This window comes from Maritimibacter dapengensis, from assembly GCF_019218265.1.
Lineage (GTDB): Bacteria > Pseudomonadota > Alphaproteobacteria > Rhodobacterales > Rhodobacteraceae > Maritimibacter > Maritimibacter dapengensis.
The window spans coordinates 564,270-582,697 of sequence record NZ_JAHUZE010000003.1 but is presented as its reverse complement, the minus strand read 5'-3'; the positions used below and the strand labels follow the sequence as shown (position 1 = coordinate 582,697).

General features: G+C 63.5%; 20 protein-coding genes and 1 tRNA gene. 13 read left to right on the top strand and 8 right to left on the bottom strand.

The annotated features are described in order from the left end of the window. The first annotated feature begins 45 nt into the window (after positions 1-45). From leuS to KJP28_RS15040, 3 genes are read left to right on the top strand one after another with little or no spacing between them, the layout of a single operon-like run. Positions 46-2,736, top strand: a complete 2,691-nt coding sequence (gene leuS / locus KJP28_RS15055) for a leucine--tRNA ligase (protein WP_255552406.1) — start codon at positions 46-48, stop codon at positions 2,734-2,736. 15 nt (positions 2,737-2,751) lie between these two features. Continuing rightward, complete coding sequence (gene holA, locus KJP28_RS15045) at positions 2,752-3,777, top strand: DNA polymerase III subunit delta (protein WP_218393431.1); 1,026 nt, start codon at positions 2,752-2,754, stop codon at positions 3,775-3,777. A gap of 58 nt (positions 3,778-3,835) precedes the next feature. Next, positions 3,836-4,438, top strand: coding sequence for a glutathione S-transferase family protein (locus KJP28_RS15040; protein WP_218393430.1), 603 nt, complete (start codon positions 3,836-3,838; stop codon positions 4,436-4,438). 69 nt (positions 4,439-4,507) lie between these two features. On the opposite strand, the gene KJP28_RS15035 is transcribed toward KJP28_RS15040, so the two are convergent. Beyond that, positions 4,508-5,686, bottom strand: a complete 1,179-nt coding sequence (locus KJP28_RS15035) for a TIGR03862 family flavoprotein (RefSeq protein WP_218393429.1) — start codon at positions 5,684-5,686, stop codon at positions 4,508-4,510. 14 nt (positions 5,687-5,700) lie between these two features. On the opposite strand from KJP28_RS15035, the gene KJP28_RS15030 reads away from it, so the two are divergent. Continuing rightward, positions 5,701-6,015, top strand: a complete 315-nt coding sequence (locus KJP28_RS15030; protein WP_218393428.1) for an HNH endonuclease family protein — start codon at positions 5,701-5,703, stop codon at positions 6,013-6,015. 50 nt (positions 6,016-6,065) lie between these two features. Here the strand turns inward: KJP28_RS15030 and KJP28_RS15025 are convergent, their stop codons facing one another. Together KJP28_RS15025 and KJP28_RS15020 are read right to left on the bottom strand one after the other, a co-directional pair. Then, positions 6,066-6,671 carry an enoyl-CoA hydratase/isomerase family protein gene (locus KJP28_RS15025; RefSeq protein ID WP_218393427.1) on the bottom strand — a complete coding sequence of 202 codons (606 nt, stop codon included), beginning with the start codon at positions 6,669-6,671 and terminating at the stop codon, positions 6,066-6,068. Continuing rightward, positions 6,668-7,420, bottom strand: a complete 753-nt coding sequence (locus KJP28_RS15020) for an SDR family oxidoreductase (RefSeq protein WP_218393426.1) — start codon at positions 7,418-7,420, stop codon at positions 6,668-6,670. Before KJP28_RS15020 ends, KJP28_RS15025 begins: the two co-directional genes overlap by 4 nt. 117 nt (positions 7,421-7,537) lie before the next feature. Between KJP28_RS15020 and KJP28_RS15015 the strand changes: the two genes are divergently transcribed. The 4 genes from KJP28_RS15015 (at position 7,538) to KJP28_RS15000 (ending at position 10,924) form a co-directional block, all read left to right on the top strand. Next, on the top strand, positions 7,538-8,884 hold the full coding sequence (locus KJP28_RS15015) for a TldD/PmbA family protein (RefSeq protein ID WP_218393425.1): 1,347 nt from the start codon (positions 7,538-7,540) through the stop codon (positions 8,882-8,884). Continuing rightward, positions 8,871-9,647, top strand: coding sequence for a 3'(2'),5'-bisphosphate nucleotidase CysQ (locus tag KJP28_RS15010; RefSeq protein WP_218393424.1), 777 nt, complete (start codon positions 8,871-8,873; stop codon positions 9,645-9,647). Before KJP28_RS15015 ends, KJP28_RS15010 begins: the two co-directional genes overlap by 14 nt. Positions 9,648-9,754: 107 nt before the next feature. Continuing rightward, on the top strand, positions 9,755-10,807 hold the full coding sequence (locus KJP28_RS15005) for a LacI family DNA-binding transcriptional regulator (protein WP_218393423.1): 1,053 nt from the start codon (positions 9,755-9,757) through the stop codon (positions 10,805-10,807). A gap of 40 nt (positions 10,808-10,847) precedes the next feature. Next, positions 10,848-10,924: transfer RNA gene (locus KJP28_RS15000), tRNA-Arg, on the top strand. A 1-nt stretch (position 10,925) separates the two neighbouring features. On the opposite strand, the gene KJP28_RS14995 is transcribed toward KJP28_RS15000, so the two are convergent. Further along, a complete protein-coding gene (locus KJP28_RS14995) occupies positions 10,926-11,306 on the bottom strand; it encodes a hypothetical protein (RefSeq protein WP_218393422.1) in 381 nt (126 codons plus the stop codon). Further along, the gene (locus KJP28_RS14990) at positions 11,303-12,337 is read right to left on the bottom strand and encodes an AraC family transcriptional regulator (RefSeq protein ID WP_218393421.1); all 1,035 of its coding nucleotides are present in this window, start codon (positions 12,335-12,337) and stop codon (positions 11,303-11,305) included. The genes KJP28_RS14995 and KJP28_RS14990 overlap by 4 nt, the downstream gene beginning before the upstream one ends. Positions 12,338-12,464: 127 nt before the next feature. Between KJP28_RS14990 and KJP28_RS14985 the strand changes: the two genes are divergently transcribed. Together KJP28_RS14985 and KJP28_RS14980 are read left to right on the top strand one after the other, a co-directional pair. Then, complete coding sequence (locus tag KJP28_RS14985; protein ID WP_218393420.1) at positions 12,465-13,133, top strand: DUF4386 family protein; 669 nt, start codon at positions 12,465-12,467, stop codon at positions 13,131-13,133. 13 nt (positions 13,134-13,146) lie between these two features. Beyond that, positions 13,147-14,139 carry an alpha/beta fold hydrolase gene (locus KJP28_RS14980; RefSeq protein WP_218393419.1) on the top strand — a complete coding sequence of 331 codons (993 nt, stop codon included), beginning with the start codon at positions 13,147-13,149 and terminating at the stop codon, positions 14,137-14,139. Between the two features lie 3 nt (positions 14,140-14,142). Here KJP28_RS14980 and KJP28_RS14975 read toward each other — a convergent pair whose 3' ends face one another. Beyond that, a complete protein-coding gene (locus tag KJP28_RS14975) occupies positions 14,143-14,802 on the bottom strand; it encodes a winged helix-turn-helix domain-containing protein (protein ID WP_255552428.1) in 660 nt (219 codons plus the stop codon). Positions 14,803-14,818: 16 nt separating this feature from the next. Further along, positions 14,819-15,112 carry a hypothetical protein gene (locus KJP28_RS14970; protein ID WP_218393417.1) on the bottom strand — a complete coding sequence of 98 codons (294 nt, stop codon included), beginning with the start codon at positions 15,110-15,112 and terminating at the stop codon, positions 14,819-14,821. Between the two features lie 181 nt (positions 15,113-15,293). On the opposite strand from KJP28_RS14970, the gene KJP28_RS14965 reads away from it, so the two are divergent. Beyond that, positions 15,294-15,779 carry a hypothetical protein gene (locus KJP28_RS14965; protein ID WP_218393416.1) on the top strand — a complete coding sequence of 162 codons (486 nt, stop codon included), beginning with the start codon at positions 15,294-15,296 and terminating at the stop codon, positions 15,777-15,779. Between the two features lie 82 nt (positions 15,780-15,861). Here the strand turns inward: KJP28_RS14965 and KJP28_RS14960 are convergent, their stop codons facing one another. Further along, on the bottom strand, positions 15,862-16,488 hold the full coding sequence (locus KJP28_RS14960) for a dienelactone hydrolase family protein (RefSeq protein WP_218393415.1): 627 nt from the start codon (positions 16,486-16,488) through the stop codon (positions 15,862-15,864). A gap of 68 nt (positions 16,489-16,556) precedes the next feature. On the opposite strand from KJP28_RS14960, the gene KJP28_RS14955 reads away from it, so the two are divergent. Beyond that, entirely contained in the window at positions 16,557-17,174 is a 618-nt protein-coding gene (locus KJP28_RS14955; protein ID WP_218393414.1) for a ribonuclease HII, read from the top strand. A 106-nt stretch (positions 17,175-17,280) separates the two neighbouring features. Beyond that, positions 17,281-18,381, top strand: coding sequence for a site-specific DNA-methyltransferase (locus tag KJP28_RS14950; protein WP_218393413.1), 1,101 nt, complete (start codon positions 17,281-17,283; stop codon positions 18,379-18,381). Positions 18,382-18,428: the final 47 nt, after the last annotated feature.

Here is an 18,428-nt window from a genome sequence, read left to right as displayed (position 1 = left end):
GCGCCGGGCCCATCGCCCGGCGTTTTTGATTTGAAGGAACCGACCATGTCCCGCTACGACGCGCGCAGCATCGAACCGAAGTGGCAAAAGGCCTGGGACGAGGCCGGGAGCTTCGCCGCGACCCGCGATCCCTCGAAGCCGAAATACTACGTGCTCGAGATGTTTCCCTACCCGTCGGGCCGCATCCATATCGGCCACGTGCGCAACTACACGATGGGCGACGTGGTGGCGCGGTATAAGAAGGCGCAGGGTTTCTCGGTCCTGCACCCGATGGGATGGGACGCCTTCGGGATGCCCGCCGAAAACGCGGCGATGGCGACGGGCGGTCATCCGAAGGATTGGACCTACGCCAACATCTCGGAAATGAAAGAACAGATGAAGCCGATGGGCTGGTCGCTCGACTGGACCCGCGAATTCGCCACCTGCGACCCGGAATATTACGGTCAGCAGCAGGCGCTGTTCATCGACTTCCTCGAGAAAGATCTCGTCTACCGCAAGAACGCCGTGGTGAACTGGGACCCGGTCGACATGACCGTGCTCGCCAACGAGCAGGTGATCGACGACAAAGGCTGGCGCTCGGGGGCCGAAGTTGAGCGCCGCGAGCTTACGCAATGGTTCTTCAAGATCTCGGATTACTCCGAAGAGCTGCTGGACGCGCTGGACGGGTTGAAGGACTGGCCCGAAAAGGTGCGCCTTATGCAGGCCAACTGGATCGGGAAATCGCGTGGGATCGAAATCGACTTCGACCTGACCGCGCCGACGCAGGGCATCGAACAGATCACCTGTTACTCCACGCGCCCCGACACGATGCATGGCGCAAGCTTTATCGCCATTTCCCCGGATCACCCTCTGTCGAAGGCGCTCGAAGCGGACAACGCACAGCTTGCCGCCTTCAACGCCGAGTGTCGCAAAGGCGGCACCACGGAAGAAGCCCTGGAAAAGGCCGAGAAACGCGGGTTCGACACCGGTCTCACCGTGCGGCACCCGGCCGAGGATCGTGACCTGCCCGTCTGGGTCGGGAACTTCGTTCTCATGGACTACGGCACCGGCGCGGTCTTTGGTTGTCCGGCGCACGACCAGCGCGACCTCGATTTCGCGCGCAAATATGATCTGCCCGTGCGCAACGCATTCCATATGCCCGGCGACGAGACGGACGTGGGCAATGAGGCCCTCGTGCCGGACAAGACCGAGACCGTTGTTTTCGTAGACCACTTTGCCGGGCTTGGCGAAACCACGTCCCAAGACGCGATCGACAAGACAATTGATTGGTTCGAAGCCAAGGGCAAAGGCCGCGGTCAAGTGAAATACCGCCTGCGCGACTGGGGCCTGTCCCGCCAGCGCTATTGGGGCTGCCCGATTCCGGTCGTCCATTGCGACGCTTGCGGCGTTGTACCGGAGAAGAAAGAGAATCTGCCGGTCGAACTACCCTACGATGTAACCTTCGACACCCCCGGCAACCCGCTCGACCGTCACCCGACATGGCGCGACTGCGCCTGCCCCTCCTGCGGCAAGCCCGCGAAGCGCGAAACCGACACGATGGACACCTTCGTGGACAGCTCGTGGTACTTCGCCCGCTTCACCGCGCCGCGGGCGACGACGCCGACCGTGGCCGAGGATGCGGACTACTGGATGAATGTCGATCAATATATCGGCGGCATCGAGCACGCGATCCTGCACCTGCTCTATTCCCGCTTCTTCGCCCGCGCGATGCACATCTGCGGCCACCTGCCCGAGAAGTCGAAAGAGCCGTTCAACGCGCTCTTCACGCAGGGCATGGTGACGCACGCGATTTACAAGATAGATGAGCGCCGTCTTCGTCCCGTTTATGGAAGCGGTCCAGAATCTGACGAAAAACTTGAAAGTCAGTTTGCTAGATTGCGCCAGTACTTCTACCCGAGCCAAGTTATCGAGTTTAATGACGGAGGCGTCCTCAAGGCCGTCCATAAAGAAAGTTTTGAGGCGACAGGTCGCGATCCTAACGATTCTGATAACCTTAAAGATTTTTGGACCCGAGATAGAGATAACCCAATTGAGGTGATCCCTTCGGCCAAGATGTCGAAGTCGAAAAACAACGTCGTCGACCCGCTGGCGATCATCGACCAATACGGCGCGGACACCGCCCGCTGGTTCGTCATGTCCGACTCGCCCCCCGAACGGGACGTGGAATGGACCGCCTCGGGCGCGGAAGGCGCATCGAAACACCTCGCACGTGTTTTCCGACTCGCCGCCGAGATTGCCGACGGAGCCGACACCGGGACAGACGACGAAGCGCTCCTGCGTGACATGCACAAGACCATTCAGGCGGTGACGGACGGGATCGAGGGCTTCGCCTTCAACACCTCCATCGCCAAGCTCTATGCCTTCACCAACACGCTCGCCAAGGCCAAGGCCAGCGCCGAGACCCGTAAGGCCGCGATGCGTGTCATGGCACAGCTCATGTCGCCGATGACCCCGCATCTCGCCGAAGAAGTCTGGACGATGCTGGGCGGCGAAGGACTCATCGCCGAAGCCGACTGGCCCGAAGTGGACCCGGCCATGCTTGTGGAAGACAGCGTGACGCTGCCGATCCAGGTCAACGGCAAGCGGCGCGACGAGATTTCGGTGCCGAAGGACATGGACAAGGCCGAGGTCGAAAAGCTCGCGCTCGCCACTGAGGGCGTGCAACGTGCGCTCGACGGGGCTGCACCGAAAAAGGTGATCGTGGTGCCGGGGCGGATTGTGAATGTCGTCGCCTGACGGCACACTCGCCTCATGAAGCTCAAGACCGCCGAAGCCAACCGTCATTTCGCCAAACCGGCGCCCGACAAGCTCGGGACGCTGATCTTCGGCACAGACACGATGCGCGTTGCGTTGAAGCGGCAGCAATTGATCGAGAACCTGCTCGGCCCAAGTGCCGAGGAGGAAATGCGCCTGACCCGGATGCCCGCCGGCGACCTGCGCGGCGACCCGGCCGCACTCTCGGATGCGATCAAGGCGCAAGGCTTTTTCCCCGGCCCACGCGCAGTGTTTCTCGAGGATGCGACCGACGCGCTGGCCGACAAGATCACGCCAGCGCTGGACGAATGGTCCGTGGGCGACGCGCATGTGGTCGTCACGGCGGGAAACCTCAAACCGACCGGCAAGCTTCGCAAGTATTTCGAAAAGCACCCCAACGCCTATGCTGCTGGGATTTACGACGATCCGCCGAGCCGCGCCGAAATACAGGAAGAGCTCATGAAATCCGGGCTCGCCAATATCGACGGTGAAGCGATGCGCGATCTCGAAGGGCTGGCACGCGCGCTCGACCCCGGCGATTTCCGACAAACGGTCGAAAAGCTGTCGCTCTACAAGCTGAACGATCAGACCATTGTCACGCCTGCCGATGTCGAAGCCTGCGCGCCCGCCTCGACCGAGGCCGTGCTGGACGACCTGCTTCACGCAACCGCAGAAGGCCGCGCGCCGGAACTCGGCCCGCTTCTGGCCCGGCTCGAAGCGCAGGGCGTAAACCCCACGGCGCTCGCCATCGCGACGACCCGCCATTTCCGCACGCTCCACGCCGCCGCGTCGGACCCCGAGGGGCCGAACAAGGGGATATTCCGCATGCGCCCGCCGGTGCATTTCAAATCTCGCGACCGGATGGTGCGACAGGCGCAGCGATGGGGGATGCACCGGCTGGAAAGCGCGCTCGACATGATCGTGGAGGCCGACCTGACGCTGCGCTCGGCATCGAAAGCGCCGCAGATGGCACTGATGGAGCGCACGCTGATCCGCCTGGCCTTCATCGCGCAACGCGCGTGACGTCACCCTTGAAGTGACCCCTGCTCCCGTGCCTCCCTGCAAGCTGGGAGGATCATTCATGTATCAAGTCATCGGCAAGCTCTCCAACCGCGCGTTCCGCGTGGTCTGGATGCTCGAGGAACTGGACCAGCCATACGAGCTGCTCGTCACCAACCCGCACGAGGAGACCGCGACGGCGCATAACCCCTCAGGAAAGGTGCCGGTCCTGCTGGTGGACGGCGAACCGATCACGGATTCCGCGGCGATCCTGCAATTCCTCGCAGACCGCCACAAAAGGTTCACCTTCCCCGCAGGCAGCCTCGAGCGCGCGCGGCAGGACAGTCTCATCCACATGATCAACGACGAGATGGACGCGCTCCTGTGGACCGGGACCAAACATATGTTCCTGTTGCCCGAGGATCAGCGGATGCCCGACATCCGCCGCCCGCTCAAATGGGAGTTCGGGAAATCCGTGGATCACCTCGCGGCCGCGCTGGGCGACAAGGATTACCTCATGGGCGACGAAATCACCGTGCCCGACATCCTTGCCGCGCATTGCCTGAACTGGGCCTTCGGCGCGAAATACCCGGTCGAAAACGAGAAGGTGGTGGCCTACGGCAAACGGATGCGCGCGCGCCCCGCGTTTCGGAAGCTGAACGATGCCGCGAAAGGTGCGGGCTGAAGCCCGCGCAGGTCTTGCAAGGTCTGGCTTGAAGCCAGACCGTGCGCTGTGCCTCCGGCGGGGATATTTTCAGACCGGAAATACGGAGGACAGGGCTTGTCTCCCTGCCGCACGACCTGTCGCGAGACAGCCTGTGATAAGGTAGCCGCCCGTCGGGGCTTCCCAGTCCAGCATTTCGCCCGCTGCGAAGGTGTTCGGGATCGCCCGAAGCCGGAAGCCTTCCAGCGCCTCCGCCGATATTCCGCCCGCCGAGGAAATTGCCTCGCCGATCGGACGTAGGCCCTGATGGGCCACGGGGAGCGATTTGACGCGCGAAGCGAGGGCGTTCCGGTCGGCCCCGCCGAACTCCATGAGCAGCGCGATTCGCGCCGGATCGAGTCTCAGCGTTTTGCGCAGGTGGTTCGTGAGGCTGGCTTTTCCGCGCGGCCGCGCAAGACGACGCGCGACCTCGTCTTCCGTGAGGTCCGGGCAAAGGTCGAGGAAGAGATCCGCCCCCTCACGTACAGGACGCGAGACCGAATAAATCGCCGACCCTTCGAGGCCCCGTGACGAGATCACGAATTCTCCCCGCAGGGACATGTCCCCAGCCGTCAGGCGCGCCGCCTTGACCGGGGTTCCGAAATGCTTGCGCATATGTTCGGTCCAATCGACCGAGAGGCCCGCATTGGCCGGCGCGAACGGCGTGATATCGACGCCTCGCGCGGAAAGTATTGGCACCCATGCGGCGTCGGACCCGAGCCGGGGCCAGCTCGCGCCACCCAGCGCGAGGATGACGGTTTCGGCGTCGAGCCCGCGCGGGCCTTGCGGTGTTTCGAACCGCCATTCATCGCCTTCCAGCGCGACCCAGCGCCATCTGGTCCGAAGGTCGACGGACGCGAGGCCCTGCATCCATGCGCGCAGGAGTGGCGAGGCTTTCATGCTTTCGGGAAAGACGCGGCCCGAGGAACCTGTGAAGACAGGTTGTCCAAGCTCTTTGGCCCAGCGCGCGACGGCGTCAGGGCCGAAATCGGCCACGGCCCTATGCAGGAGCGGTGCGCAGCTGCCGTGGAAGTGGGTCGCGAACAGGTCCGGCGCTTCGTCCTTGGTCAGGTTCAGCCCGCTCTTGCCCGCCATGAGGAATTTCCGCGCGACGCTCGGCTTGGCTTCGACCAGCACGACCTGCCGTCCGGCCCGCAGGAGTCCCGAGGCCGCCATCAACCCTGCCGGGCCTGCACCGATCACCAGAGATTGAACGTGTTCGCTTTTCATCCCATGTCTTCTGCATGGGAAGCACAGCCGACACAACCGATCCGATCTGCCCGATCTGCGGTCGACCGATCCCGCCGGACGTGCCCCAGTCGCGTCACCACCTGATCCCAAGGCTCAAGGGCGGGAAAGGCGGTGAGACGGTTCTCCTGCATCACATCTGTCACAAGGAAATCCACGCCACTTTGTCGGAAGCGGAGCTTGCGCGGGTCTTCAACACGCCCGAAGCGCTTCTCTCGCATCCAAGAATCGCCAAGTTCGCCCGCTGGGTCGCCAAACGGCCGACGGATTTCCTGTCGAGAAGCGAGGGCAAGCGCCGCACAGGTCGCTGATATTGGCGATGTGCGCTTGTCCCGGGCGGGCAGATCTTTGCCCCGCCCCCTCAGAACAGGCTCTTGATCCCCGCGACATGCTCCGGCGTCGCGTTCAGCGAATCTTCCGCCAGGTCTCGCGCGGCGGCAAGCACGTCGCCCTCCACGATCCGGTCGATCAATCCCCACGACAATGCCTCATCCGCTTCGATCTTCTGCCCGGCCATCAGGATCATCTTGGCGCGGGCGGGGCCGACAAGATCGGCCAGACGCTTCGGATCGGAAGGCTGGGGCAGAAAACCGAGCTTCATGACCGGATAGAAAAACTTGGCACCGGGTGTGGCGATCCGCAGATCACAGGCAAGAGCCATTCCCATGGCGCCGCCTGCAAGCGTGCCGTTCAGCGCGGCAATCGTAAGAATCGGCGCGTCCGCGATTGCACCCGACAGCCGCTCCCAAACCCCATCGGTGGCAAGACCCGCACGCGCTTCGTCCAGATCGGCCCCAGCGGAAAATACCTTCCCCTCGCCGGTCAGGACCATGGCGCGCGCCGCGCCCGCAGCCTCCCCGGCGAAATCGGCCAGTTGTTTGAGCATTTCGCCGGTCAGCGAATTGGCCTTGTCGGGTCGCACAATCGTGGCGATCCAAAGCCCGTCGCCCCGCTCGAAGCGGATCATTCGATCAACCCCACAGAGCGTCGCACGTCCTCGTCGCGCAATGAGACCTCCTGCCCGAGCCACGCATCGCCGTCCGGTCCGCAGAGCCAGAGCAGGCATTTCGCGGGCCACTCCGCGGGAATGTGGTCGGACCAGTCGAGTTGGCTCACCGGGTTCACGCCCGACGCCTTGATCTCGCGCTGCATCTCGGTCGCGACCGTGCCCGGCGACAGGCCGATGGCGCGGATGCCGTGCCCCGCTTCTTCCTTGTGAAGCGCCTTGGTCATCATGTGGACCGCAGCCTTGGACGCGCAGTAATGGCTCCAGCCTTCGAGCGCCCCGTGCGCCGCACCGGACGAAATGGTGAGCACCGTTCCCTCACCTTTTTTCAACATCATCGGGAGCACCGCGCGCATGCCGTGATAGACACCCTTCAGATTGACGTCGATGGCGCGCCCCCAATCGTCCGGCTCGCTATCCGCCAACCGCGCGATAGGTTCGATGACACCCGCGTTGTTGATGAGCACGTCGACGCTTCCAAACCGGCTTGCCGCCTCGTCCACGGCCTCCTGCACACTTTCGAATCTGGATACATCGCATTCCAGCGCCATCGCGTTTTCGCCAATCGCATCGGCGAGGTCGGACAACGCATCGCCCGACCGGGCGAGCAGTGCTACATTCGCGCCTGCGTCGGCAAACACCCTGGCCGCCGCTTCTCCGATCCCCCGGCTCGCGCCGGTTATTACGACGGTCTTACCGCTCATATCCATATCGGACCTCCTGATCTCACGCCCATGGCTAACCCAAGCCAAGCCCGCCCGCTACCCCGCGCACTTGCGGGACGCGGCGTCGGCGTTTACGTGGAGATCATCTAATCAGGGGCGATCATGCAGGCAAATCTCGAAAAGCTCACCGAAAAGCTGCTCGCAGCTGCGAAACGTGCGGGCGCGGACGACGCCGACGCCATGGCGGTCGCTGGAACCTCGTTGTCCATCGATGTGCTCAAGGGCACGCTGGAGCAGGCCGAACGGTCCGAAGGCGTCGACATCGGCTTGCGCGTCATGATCGGAAACCGGCAGGCCAACGTGTCGGCATCCGACACGGCGGATCATACGATCAAAGAGATGGCCGAGCGCGCTGTCGCCATGGCCCGCGAAGCGCCCGAAGACCCGACCATCGGGCTTGCCGACCCAAGCCAGTTCGCGCGGGACTGGGACGTCGAGAGCCTCGAGATCGCCGACCCCTCTGACGAGCCCGCCCCGGACGCGCTCGAAGCAGATGCGCGGATCGCCGAAGAAGCGGCTCTTGCCGTGGACGGCGTGAGCCAGGTGCAAGCGACATCCTCGGGCTACGGCCGCACCGACATACATATCGCCACGTCCAACGGCTTTTCCGGCGGCTACGGGCGCACGACCCGCGCGGTGTCGTTGGCGGCGATTTCCGGCACCGGCGCTTCGATGGAGCGCGAGTTCAACGGCGAAAGCCGCATCTGGCAGAGCGACCTGCCTTCGGCGGAAGAGATCGGGCGTATCGCGGGCGAACGCGCGGCGGCGCGTCAGGGTGCGAAACAGCCGCCCACGGGCACCTACCCGGTGATCTTCGACGAACGCGTGTCAGCTTCGATCATCGGCCACCTGCTTCAGGCCGTGAACGGCTCGTCCATCGTGCGCGGCTCGTCTTTCCTGCGCGACAAGCTGGGCGAAGTCATCCTGCCCGCGCATCTGTCGTTGACCGAAGACCCGCGTCGCGCGCGCGCCACCGGGTCTCGCCCCTTCGATGGCGAGGGGCTTCCCACCGGCAACCGCGATATCATCCGGGACGGCGTGCTGACGGGCTGGACGCTCGACCTCGCCACCGCCCGCAAACTCGGTCTGCAAAGCACCGCAAACGCGGGGCGCGGCACCTCCGCCCCGCCCTCTCCAGGCGTCTCGAACGTTACGCTCACGCCGGGCGAGGCCACGCGCGAAGACCTGATCGCGCAGATGGGCACCGGGCTTTTGATCACCGGGCTTATCGGGTCGACCGTGAACCCGAATACGGGCGATTATTCCCGTGGCGCATCCGGGTTCTGGGTCGAAAACGGCGAAATCACCTACCCGGTCAACGAATGCACGGTTGCGAGCAACCTGATGGATATGTTCGCCCGTCTGATCCCGGCCAATGACGCCGAGCCGCACAAGTCACGCCAGGTCCCCTCGCTCCTGATCGAAGGGATGACCCTTGCCGGAAGCTGACATCGCATTGCTGGCGGAGGCGGCCCGCGCTGCTGGCAAGATCGCGACGCGATACTTCAAACGCGACCTCAAGGCCTGGGACAAACCCGGAAGCCAGGGGCCGGTGACCGAGGCCGACCTCGAGGTCGATACGATGCTGCGCGAAACCCTTGGCGCCGCGCGGCCGGACTACGGCTGGCTGTCCGAGGAAACGCCGGACGCGCCGTCGCGCCTGTCCGCGACGCGGGTGTTCATCGTCGATCCGATCGACGGGACCCGCGCTTTCATCGAAGGCAACCCGACGTGGTCCCACTCGCTCGCCGTCGCGGAAGACGGCGACGTCATCGCGGCGGCGGTCTATCTCCCGATCCATGACAAGCTCTATCTTGCCGGACGCGGCGAAGGCGCCACGCTGAACAACCTGCCAATCACCGCCTCCGACCGCGTGGATGTGACCGGCGCAGAAGTGCTTGCGGCCCGCCCGGCGATGGACCCGGAACACTGGCACGAAGGCACACCGCCAGAGCTCAAGCGGCAATTCCGCTCGTCCCTCGCCTACCGAATGGCCCTGACCGCGGAAGGGCGCAAGGATGCGATGCTCACGCTGCGCCCGACATGGGAATGGGACGTGGCCGCCGGCACGCTGCTGGTGACAGAAGCCGGCGGAGCCGCGACGGACAGAACTGGGGCACCGCTTCGTTTCAACAACCCGACACCGCAGGTGCGGGGGGTCGTGGCAGGCGGTCGTCACGTGCAATCCGGGTTGATCCAGAACCTCGCCTGACCGCGTGGGTGTTAGCGGAATACAACGCCGGTAACATACATGGAATAAGGGCTTTGCGGAAAGCCAAGTCAGCGGTAACATGGCCCAAACTTCCAGAGGCCACGTTCATGACCGACCTTCCCAAACGCCCCCTTACCCTGCGCGACGTGTCTGAGGCATCCGGCGTCAGCGAAATGACCGTGAGCCGCGTTCTGCGCAATCGCGGCGACGTTTCCGCCGCAACGCGGGACAAGGTGCTCGAGGCCGCGAAAGAGCTTGGTTACGTTCCGAACAAGATCGCCGGCGCGCTTGCCAGCCAGCGGGTGAACCTCGTCGCGGTCATCATCCCGTCCCTGTCCAACATGGTGTTCCCCGAGGTGATGTCGGCCATCTCCGACGTGCTCGAAGACACGCCGCTCCAGCCGGTCGTCGGCGTCACGAACTACAAGACCGACCGCGAAGAGAAAGTGCTCTACGAGATGCTGTCATGGCGTCCCTCCGGCGTGATCATCGCGGGGATCGAACATTCCGATGCGTCCAAGGCGATGCTGCGCGGTGCCGGTATCCCGGTGGTCGAGATCATGGACACGGATGGCACCCCGATCGACAACGCCGTAGGCATTTCGCACCGCCGAGCGGGCCGCATGATGGCCGAGGCGATCATCCGCAAAGGATATCGCAAGATCGGGTTCCTCGGCACCAAGATGCCGCTCGACCACCGCGCCCGCAAACGGTTCGAAGGCTTCACTGAAGCGCTCGCCAAGGCAGGCCACGAAATCTCCGATCAGGAATTCTACGAAGGTGGATCGGCGCTCGCAAAGGGCCGCGAAATGACCGAGGCGATGCTGAAACGGTCGCCGGATCTCGATTTCCTCTACTACTCGAACGACATGATCGGCGCGGGTGGCCTGCTCTATTGTCTCGAGAACGGGATCGACGTGCCGAATGACGTGGGACTCGCCGGGTTCAACGGCGTCGAACTGCTCAAGGGTCTGCCGAAACAGCTCGCCACGATGGACAGCTGCCGCGACGAGATCGGTCGCAAAGCTGCCGAGATCATCCTGTCGCGGGTCGAGGACGAGGACACGGCAAAAGGCGGGCAGAAGATCGAGCTGACCCCGACCATCGAACGCGGCGACACGATGCGCCCGCGTTCGACCGAAGCGGCCTACCCGGAATAAGTTGACGCGCGCCGCCCTTGCGGGCATCAAGCCCGCGCGCGGTCCCGTGGCTCAACTGGATAGAGCAGCCCCCTCCTAAGGGGCAGGTTGCAGGTTCGAATCCTGCCGGGATCGCCAGTCATCCCATGGTCGCGACGGTCAACACCGAGAAGAACATCACCAACGTCACCGGCAGCCAGATTTGCCGTTCAGGGGCCGACGGTGTGGCGCCGTTCGCCAGCACGGAGAGGCCGCTGATCCCAAGCGCGAGCCAGAGCGCCCAGCGCGGCGGCGTCCATCCGATGAACCCTGCGCTTCCGGCGACCATGGCGGACAGCGCCACGATGATCGCGATCTGCGACAAGGAGACGAGCTTGCGCGCACCGGTATAGCGGCCCGGAAAACGGCCGCCCATCGTCAGATTGCCCCACGGTGCGCCGAACAGCATCGCAATGTGAAAAGCCACGACACCTGCCGCGCACAGCAGATATGCGACCCCCGCTATCGTCACCCAATTCACGCCACGTCTCCTCTTTCCGGCGTTGCCCGAAACGCGCTCGGCGTCTGGCCCGACCACCGCTTGAACGCCCGCACGAAGGACGAAGCCTCGGAAAATCCGACAAGATATGCGGTCTCATTCACCGACACCTTTCGGGCGGCAAGGTACTCACGCGCCATGCGGAACCGCAACCCGTCGAGCACCCCGGCGAATGTCGCGTCTTCGTCTTTCAAGCGGCGATAGAGCGTCTGTCGGCTCATGCCCATGTCACGGGCCGCCGTTTCCGCATCGAGCGCGCCTCGGTGCAGGTTCGGAAGCGCCCAGCCTTCGATCCGCGCAATCAGGCTGTCGGACGCCTCAAGCTCGGCCAGAAGCGCATCCGCCTTGTCCGCGAAGATACCGAATACATAACCAGAATACGCATCGAACTCCTGCGTCAACCATTCCGGCGCGATGCAAAGTGCGTTGCGTGTGGCACCGAATGTCACCGGGCAGCGCAGGATGCGTTCGTAGGCCTCTGCATAGGCCGGCGCGTCGTGAGTCACTTCGATGGCACGGGCAAAGGGCCGATCCGGGAACTCGCGACGAAACTCGCTCTCGAACCGCGCAAAGGCCGCTTCCGAAAGCTCGGGGAACGCATTGGGGTCCGGGCGGTTGTCGACGATCCACACACCGCTCTCGTCCGGTTGAACGGTGAACCGCTCGCCGCCTTCCATCACGTCGACTTCGACCATCAGTCGGGCATATCGGTTCAACTCCGTCATCGCATCGGCCATGGAGGCCGAGGAATGCACGATCAGCCCCACGACCGACATGTCCGACAACTCGGTGTCGATCGCATGGTTCAACACGAACGCCCCGTCTCCGGTCCCGCGCTTGGCGACCTCGATGATCTCGCGATAGGTGGCGAGCGCGACACGCGCGTCCTGATCGGACAGGTCCGCCTCGACGAGCCCGACTGCCTCGAACATTCGCGCGCGCGGAATACCACGCGTCTCGGCGTAGTCGATCATAGACCGGGCAATACCGGCCGATACCGTGGGATGTTTCATGGCGCCCCTCATTAATGAGCGCATGTTAACTACATTTGGCACGAGCGGACAACGTTGTGGGACAGCCGGTCATGTTTCGATCCGGCACCTCGTTCTACTCAGGCTCCGAGAAACAGGAGACCTTGAAATGTTGGAACAAAGACACATCGGCTCGATCGCAGCGATCATCTGCGCGGGCACATATCTATTCGGCTTCGCCATGCTTGTGACCGTGCTTGCACCGGCCGGTTACGGTTCGGACGATATCGACGCGGCCACCGTGCTGGCATTCGCATCGGACCACTTCGCCCTCGTGGCGATCTGGAACCTTGCGATTTACGTGGTGAACGGCCTGGCACTCGCCTTCCTCGCGACCACGCTCGCGGCTCGGTTCCGCGCGCACCTTCCCGGCCTTGCACAATCCATCCTTGCAATCGGTTTGCTTTGGGCGACCCTCGTGACAGGGGCCGGCATGGTCGCCAATGTCGGACTTGAGGCCGCTCTGAGGCGTTACGCCACCGACCCCGAAGGTGCGGCGAATTTGTGGGAAGTCCTGCATACCGTCGAACTCGGTCTTGGCGGCGGCAATGAAATCGCCGGGGGCATCTGGGCCATCCTTATCGGCCTCGCCGCGCTCATTTCCCGCCGACTGCCCCGTGCCCTGGGCTGGGTGTCGCTCGTGATCGGTCTGTCCGGGCTGGCAACATTGTTTCCCATGCTTGGCGAGACTCCGGGCGCCGTTTTCGGACTTGGTTATATCCTGTGGTTCGGCTGGGTCGCGCTGTCGCTGGCGCGCCCTGCACGCACTTCGTTCTGAGGAGGACATCGCAATGCACGTTTTCAAACTGGCACTTTTCGGAATCGGCGCGATGATCGGGGCGCTTCTTTTGGCGGGGATGATCCTCTTCGCCACCACGATCGGCGAATACGAGGTGCAGGCGACGGTCGTCGACGACCCGGACCTGCCGTCCACGGAAATCCTCGGCCATGCGCTTCACATGCGCGAGACCGGTGAGCCCGACGCGCCCACGATCATCGTACTGCACGGCGGACCGGGCGGCGACTTCCGCTCGCTCCTCCCGCTCGCGGATCTGGGCGACCAGTATCGCGTCGTCTTCTACGACCAGCGCGGCGCAGGCCTTTCGGAACGCGTCGAAGCCGAGGCGCTGACGCTGGACGGTTATCTCGACGAACTGGATGCCGTCATCGACCACGCCTCGCCGGGCCGGGCCGTCACGCTCATCGGCCATAGCTGGGGGGCGATGCTAGCCTCGGCCTATCTCGGCGAACATCCCGACAAGGTGCACCGCGCCGTTCTGATCGAGCCGGGGTTTCTGAACGCGGACGAAGCCAACGATTGGATGGAGGAATCGCGCACCTTCATGTCCGGCCCGGGCTTTTTGTGGGATGCCGTCGTAACCGGGTTCGAGGCGATGCATGTCGATGGAGACGAGGATGCGTCGAACGACTACCTGATGGGCGAGATGGTCCACGGCTTCGCCAACCATCCCGACAACCCCTACCACTGTCCGGGCCAGGCTTTTGACGCGCCGGCCTGGCGGTTCGGTGCTCTGGCCTCGCGCACGGCGCAAAATACACCCGAAGCGGAGTTCGCACGACTGGCCAAGGGGGCCGGTTTCGACGGTCCGGTCCTGTTCATGGCAGGGTCCTGCGACACCTGGATCGGGCCGGAATTGCAGGCCCAACATGCCGAGAGTTTCGCGAATGCGCGGCTCGACGTGATCAAAGATGCAGGGCACGACGTGATCCATGACCAACCCGACGCGGCAGTCGCGGCGATCAGGGCGTTTCTGGACGAATGAAGGTCATTCCATTCGGATGACGGCCTTGTCGATGGCGAGCATATAGCCACGCCGCGCCACCGTTTTGACCAGCAGCTCGGCCATCATCTGATTGCCGAGCGAGTCGCGCAACCGTTTGATCCGGGTGGCGCCCGCAGCCTCTTCGCAATCCGAGGCATCGCGGCCCGAGATCACCGCCTCGAGTTCGGCGCCCGTCAGCAGGTCTTCGTCCATCCGGGCCTCGGCCAGAACAGCGAGCGTTTCCAGCGCCGCTTCGGTCAGGTTGAATTCCATGTCGTTGAGACTGACCGTTCGCGCATCGCGCCGGATGATGAGCGAACTGACCCGAATCCCCTGCCGCTCGATCGCTTCCATTCGCCGGTTCTGGGCGATGATGACCACGAGAAAAACCAGCGCCGCCACCAGCAGAGCGGTGGCGAACAGCATCAGCACGAAGATCACCACCCGGTAGCTCGTCAACGTATCCGAAAACGCGGTGCCGGATTGCGCCAGAATCTCCAGCAGCTTGATTTCGGACGCCCCGGTCAACGCGTCGTTCTCGACAAAAAGCTGCTCCACCCGCGCGTTGAAGGCGTTGGCGTCCGGCAGCGTTCGGAACAGGAACACGGCAGCGATGGCGAGGATCAGGACGATCGCCCCGACCCCGAGCGCGACGACGCGCATACCGGACGCACGCGCATCAGTAGCGAAGGAAAAATTCTCCGGCACTGGCCTTCCTCTGCTCTAGACCGTTCTGGTCGAAGATCGACAGGACATTCAGCAATGTCCAGCCGTCAGCCCCGATTCTTCGTGACACGACAGGGCGCGCATCCTGTGTCGACCCGCATACCCTGTCGGGCAATTGGATGACACCATAATGCAGTTTCAGCGGGTTGTCCTGTTTGGCCTTGTAGTCGGCGAAACAGGCCGCGCTTGCGGGAGAGGCGAGCGCCGTGGAAAGGGCGAACGCAAGAAGGAGGATCGAGTGTTTCATGCCCGCAAACTACTGATTTTCCGCGATGCTATCCAATAGCAAAGACGGTTTTCTCATCTGCTATCGGATATCAGCGGGCCGATATTGGCTAGCGATACGGACCTCGGACAGGGTTGGTTCATGACAAGACGCGAGGTCCCCCGCCCCGCACCCTTCCAACCCCGATCCGAAAGGACAAGACATGAAACTCATCCGCACAATCGCCCGCCCGGCCACCGCATTCGCGCTCGCCGCCTCACTGGCGCTTTCGCCGGTCGCAACGAAACCCGCACAGGCCGGAAACGAGGAACTCTTCATCGCCGGCGCGATCGGCACCGTGCTCCTGGGCACCATTGCCGCCGCGCAACTGAACAACAACTCGTCCGGTCATGTCCGGGTCTACACGCCGCCAAAACACGGCGGCCATCACGGCCACAAGCCGCGGGATCACGTCCAAAGACGGACGGCTGTTCCCTCCGGCTGCATCGTGCGGGCCGGCGGACGGCACCGGACATACTACGGTGTCCGCTGCGTGCATCGCCACTATCCGGCCGCGCATCGGCTCCCGAACTACTGCATGACCACGATTATCGACCGCAGCCGTGGCACGCGTCAGAACCTCTATGACGGCTCCTGCCTGCAACGCGCGGGCTTCCCGGTCGCAGGTGGTCGCGGTCACCGCCGCTGACCCTTTCGAGCAGGGGGCGACACCCAACCAGCTTTCAACGTCGCTCCTGATCAGGCGGGAGGCCTCCGGGCCCCCGCCTTTTTCATGGCCGCAGCCGCGCGTTCAGAAAGTCGATGTCACGCGCCAGCGCCAGTCTCGCGGCATCGGGATCGTATTCCGGGCGCGAGGTCTCCGCGAACCAATGCGCGGTATCAGGATAATCATGTGTCACCACAGACAACCCGCGATGCTCAATCCCGCGAACCATCGCCCGCCGCGCCGTCGGTTTCACGAAATCGTCCTGTTCTGCAAAATGGGCAAGCCATGCGGCCCGCACCTGCGAGAAATCCCCACTTCGCGCGGCATAATACATTACCACCGCGTCCACGTCCGCCTCGGCACGTTGCCCGAGCCACACCGCCCAATGCCCGCCCATCGAGAACCCGACGACACCGACCGGCCCTTCCGCCTCCTGTCGCAGGCGATCCAGACCGGCGAGAAGTGTGCGATACATCGGCACCTTGCGAGGCGCTCGGCGCAAGCGTGCGACCTCGGCTTCCGTCCGGGCGATGTGGCCGCCATAGAGGTCCGCAAGCCCCACGGTAAACCCGGCTTCGGCCAATGCCGCGCCGTAGTCCCGGAAGGCGTCCGTCAGGCCCCACCACGAATGGATGACCAGCACACCGCGAGGGTCCGGGCCTTGCCCCGGTATGATCTCGATCTCGCTCATGTCGGTATCTCGCCATATCGGAACCCGCATCGCCTTGACCCTGCGCAAAGGATCGGCAAATCAGGGCCATGACCCAACCTGATTTCGACATCGAACGCGCCGCCCATACCCGTGGCCTTGTCTATATCGCCGGCGTTGACGAAGTCGGGCGCGGGCCGATTGCAGGCCCCGTGACCGCCGCCGCGGTGATCCTCGATCCCGAAAACATCCCCGACGGTCTGAACGACTCGAAAAAGCTCACGGCCAAACGGCGCGACGCGGCCTATGACGTGATCATGGCGAGCGCACAGGTCGGCATCGCCCATTGCACGGTTGCGGAAATCGACGAGCACAACATCCTGCGCGCTGCACATATCGCCATGCTTCGGGCGGTCGCGGCCCTGCCCGTGGCGCCCGATCACCTGCTCATCGACGGCAACATGATCCCGCAAAATTGCCCCCTTTCGGCAGAGGCCGTGATCAAGGGAGACGGCAAATCACTCTCCATCGCAGCCGCGTCGATTGTTGCCAAAGTGACCCGCGATCGGATCATGGTGGATTTGGCGCAACAGCACCCTGGCTACGGATGGGACAGCAACGCGGGATATCCGTCAAAAAGCCACGTTTCGGCGCTTCAAAATCTTGGTGTGACCCCACACCATAGGCGATCTTTCAAGCCCGTCCACAATATCTTGTGTCGAGCCTAAATCGTAACCCCCTGATTTAAAAAAGAAATTGACTGCGAATCGCCGCTGACTCAAACTTATCCACAACGACGAGGCCGATAACGGCCCGGGGATAGAGGCAGACGCGATGACGAAATCAAACGCTTCGGAAGCGAATGGGCTTCCTGTGAATCAAATCCTTGACGGTGACTGCATCGAGGTCATGAACAGCCTTCCGGAAGGCTCCATCGACCTGATCTTCGCGGACCCGCCCTACAACCTTCAGCTCAAAGGCGACCTTCATCGCCCGGACAATTCCAAGGTCGACGCGGTCGACGACCACTGGGACCAATTCGCGAGCTTCAAGGTCTATGACGATTTCACCCGCGAATGGCTCAAGGCCGCGCGGCGTCTGCTGAAGCCCGATGGCGCGATCTGGGTGATCGGCTCTTACCACAACGTGTTCCGCATGGGCGCAGAGCTTCAGAACCAGGGCTACTGGATTTTGAACGACGTGATCTGGCGCAAGTCGAACCCGATGCCGAATTTCCGGGGCAAACGGCTCACCAACGCGCATGAAACGCTGATCTGGGCGTCGAAGTCGGAAGACGCGAAACCGACCTTCAATTACGAGGCGCTCAAGGAGCTCAACGAGGGCATCCAGATGCGCTCGGACTGGGTGCTTCCGATCTGCAATGGCGGCGAGCGGCTCAAGAACGGCGACGGCGAAAAGGCCCACCCGACGCAGAAGCCCGAAGCGCTCCTGCACCGCGTGCTGATCGGCACGACCAACCCCGGCGACGTGGTGCTCGACCCGTTTTTCGGCACCGGCACGACGGGCGCTGTCGCGAAGATGCTTGGCCGTGAGTTCATCGGCATCGAACGCGAAGAGGCGTACCGCAAGGTCGCCGCGGAACGGCTGTCCCGTGTCCGCAAGTTCGACCGCGAGGCGCTTGCCACGACGACCCCGAAACGCGCTCAGCCGCGTGTGCCGTTCGGCCAGCTCGTCGAACGAGGCATGCTGCGCCCAGGTGAGAGCCTGATCTCGCCCCGCGGCCAGATCGCCAAGGTCCGCGCCGACGGAACGTTGATCTCGGGCGAAGCGCGCGGTTCGATCCATCAGGTCGGCGCAGCCCTGGAAAGCGCGCCCTCCTGCAATGGCTGGACCTACTGGCAGTTCAAACGCGACGGCAAAACCGTGTCGATCGACGTGCTCCGCCAACAGATCCGCGCCGAAATGCACGACTAGAATTTCGGGGGCGACCCCGACACGAAGTACCGCCTGTGCCAGCGGCC

Bases quoted from the DNA above. Each gene is read 5' to 3' on its own strand.
- KJP28_RS14950 (WP_218393413.1), top strand. From the start codon at position 17,281: ATGACGAAATCAAACGCTTCGGAAGCGAATGGGCTTCCTGTGAATCAA.
- KJP28_RS14985 (WP_218393420.1), top strand. From the start codon at position 12,465: ATGTTGGAACAAAGACACATCGGCTCGATCGCAGCGATCATCTGCGCG.
- KJP28_RS15035 (WP_218393429.1), bottom strand. From the start codon at position 5,686: ATGAAAAGCGAACACGTTCAATCTCTGGTGATCGGTGCAGGCCCGGCA.
- KJP28_RS14960 (WP_218393415.1), bottom strand. From the start codon at position 16,488: ATGAGCGAGATCGAGATCATACCGGGGCAAGGCCCGGACCCTCGCGGT.
- KJP28_RS14970 (WP_218393417.1), bottom strand. From the start codon at position 15,112: ATGAAACACTCGATCCTCCTTCTTGCGTTCGCCCTTTCCACGGCGCTC.
- KJP28_RS14965 (WP_218393416.1), top strand. From the start codon at position 15,294: ATGAAACTCATCCGCACAATCGCCCGCCCGGCCACCGCATTCGCGCTC.
- KJP28_RS14975 (WP_255552428.1), bottom strand. From the start codon at position 14,802: ATGCGCGTCGTCGCGCTCGGGGTCGGGGCGATCGTCCTGATCCTCGCC.
- holA (WP_218393431.1), top strand. From the start codon at position 2,752: ATGAAGCTCAAGACCGCCGAAGCCAACCGTCATTTCGCCAAACCGGCG.
- KJP28_RS15015 (WP_218393425.1), top strand. From the start codon at position 7,538: ATGCAGGCAAATCTCGAAAAGCTCACCGAAAAGCTGCTCGCAGCTGCG.
- KJP28_RS15005 (WP_218393423.1), top strand. From the start codon at position 9,755: ATGACCGACCTTCCCAAACGCCCCCTTACCCTGCGCGACGTGTCTGAG.
- KJP28_RS15040 (WP_218393430.1), top strand. From the start codon at position 3,836: ATGTATCAAGTCATCGGCAAGCTCTCCAACCGCGCGTTCCGCGTGGTC.
- KJP28_RS14980 (WP_218393419.1), top strand. From the start codon at position 13,147: ATGCACGTTTTCAAACTGGCACTTTTCGGAATCGGCGCGATGATCGGG.
- leuS (WP_255552406.1), top strand. From the start codon at position 46: ATGTCCCGCTACGACGCGCGCAGCATCGAACCGAAGTGGCAAAAGGCC.
- KJP28_RS15020 (WP_218393426.1), bottom strand. From the start codon at position 7,420: ATGGATATGAGCGGTAAGACCGTCGTAATAACCGGCGCGAGCCGGGGG.
- KJP28_RS15030 (WP_218393428.1), top strand. From the start codon at position 5,701: ATGGGAAGCACAGCCGACACAACCGATCCGATCTGCCCGATCTGCGGT.
- KJP28_RS14955 (WP_218393414.1), top strand. From the start codon at position 16,557: ATGACCCAACCTGATTTCGACATCGAACGCGCCGCCCATACCCGTGGC.
- KJP28_RS15025 (WP_218393427.1), bottom strand. From the start codon at position 6,671: ATGATCCGCTTCGAGCGGGGCGACGGGCTTTGGATCGCCACGATTGTG.
- KJP28_RS14990 (WP_218393421.1), bottom strand. From the start codon at position 12,337: ATGAAACATCCCACGGTATCGGCCGGTATTGCCCGGTCTATGATCGAC.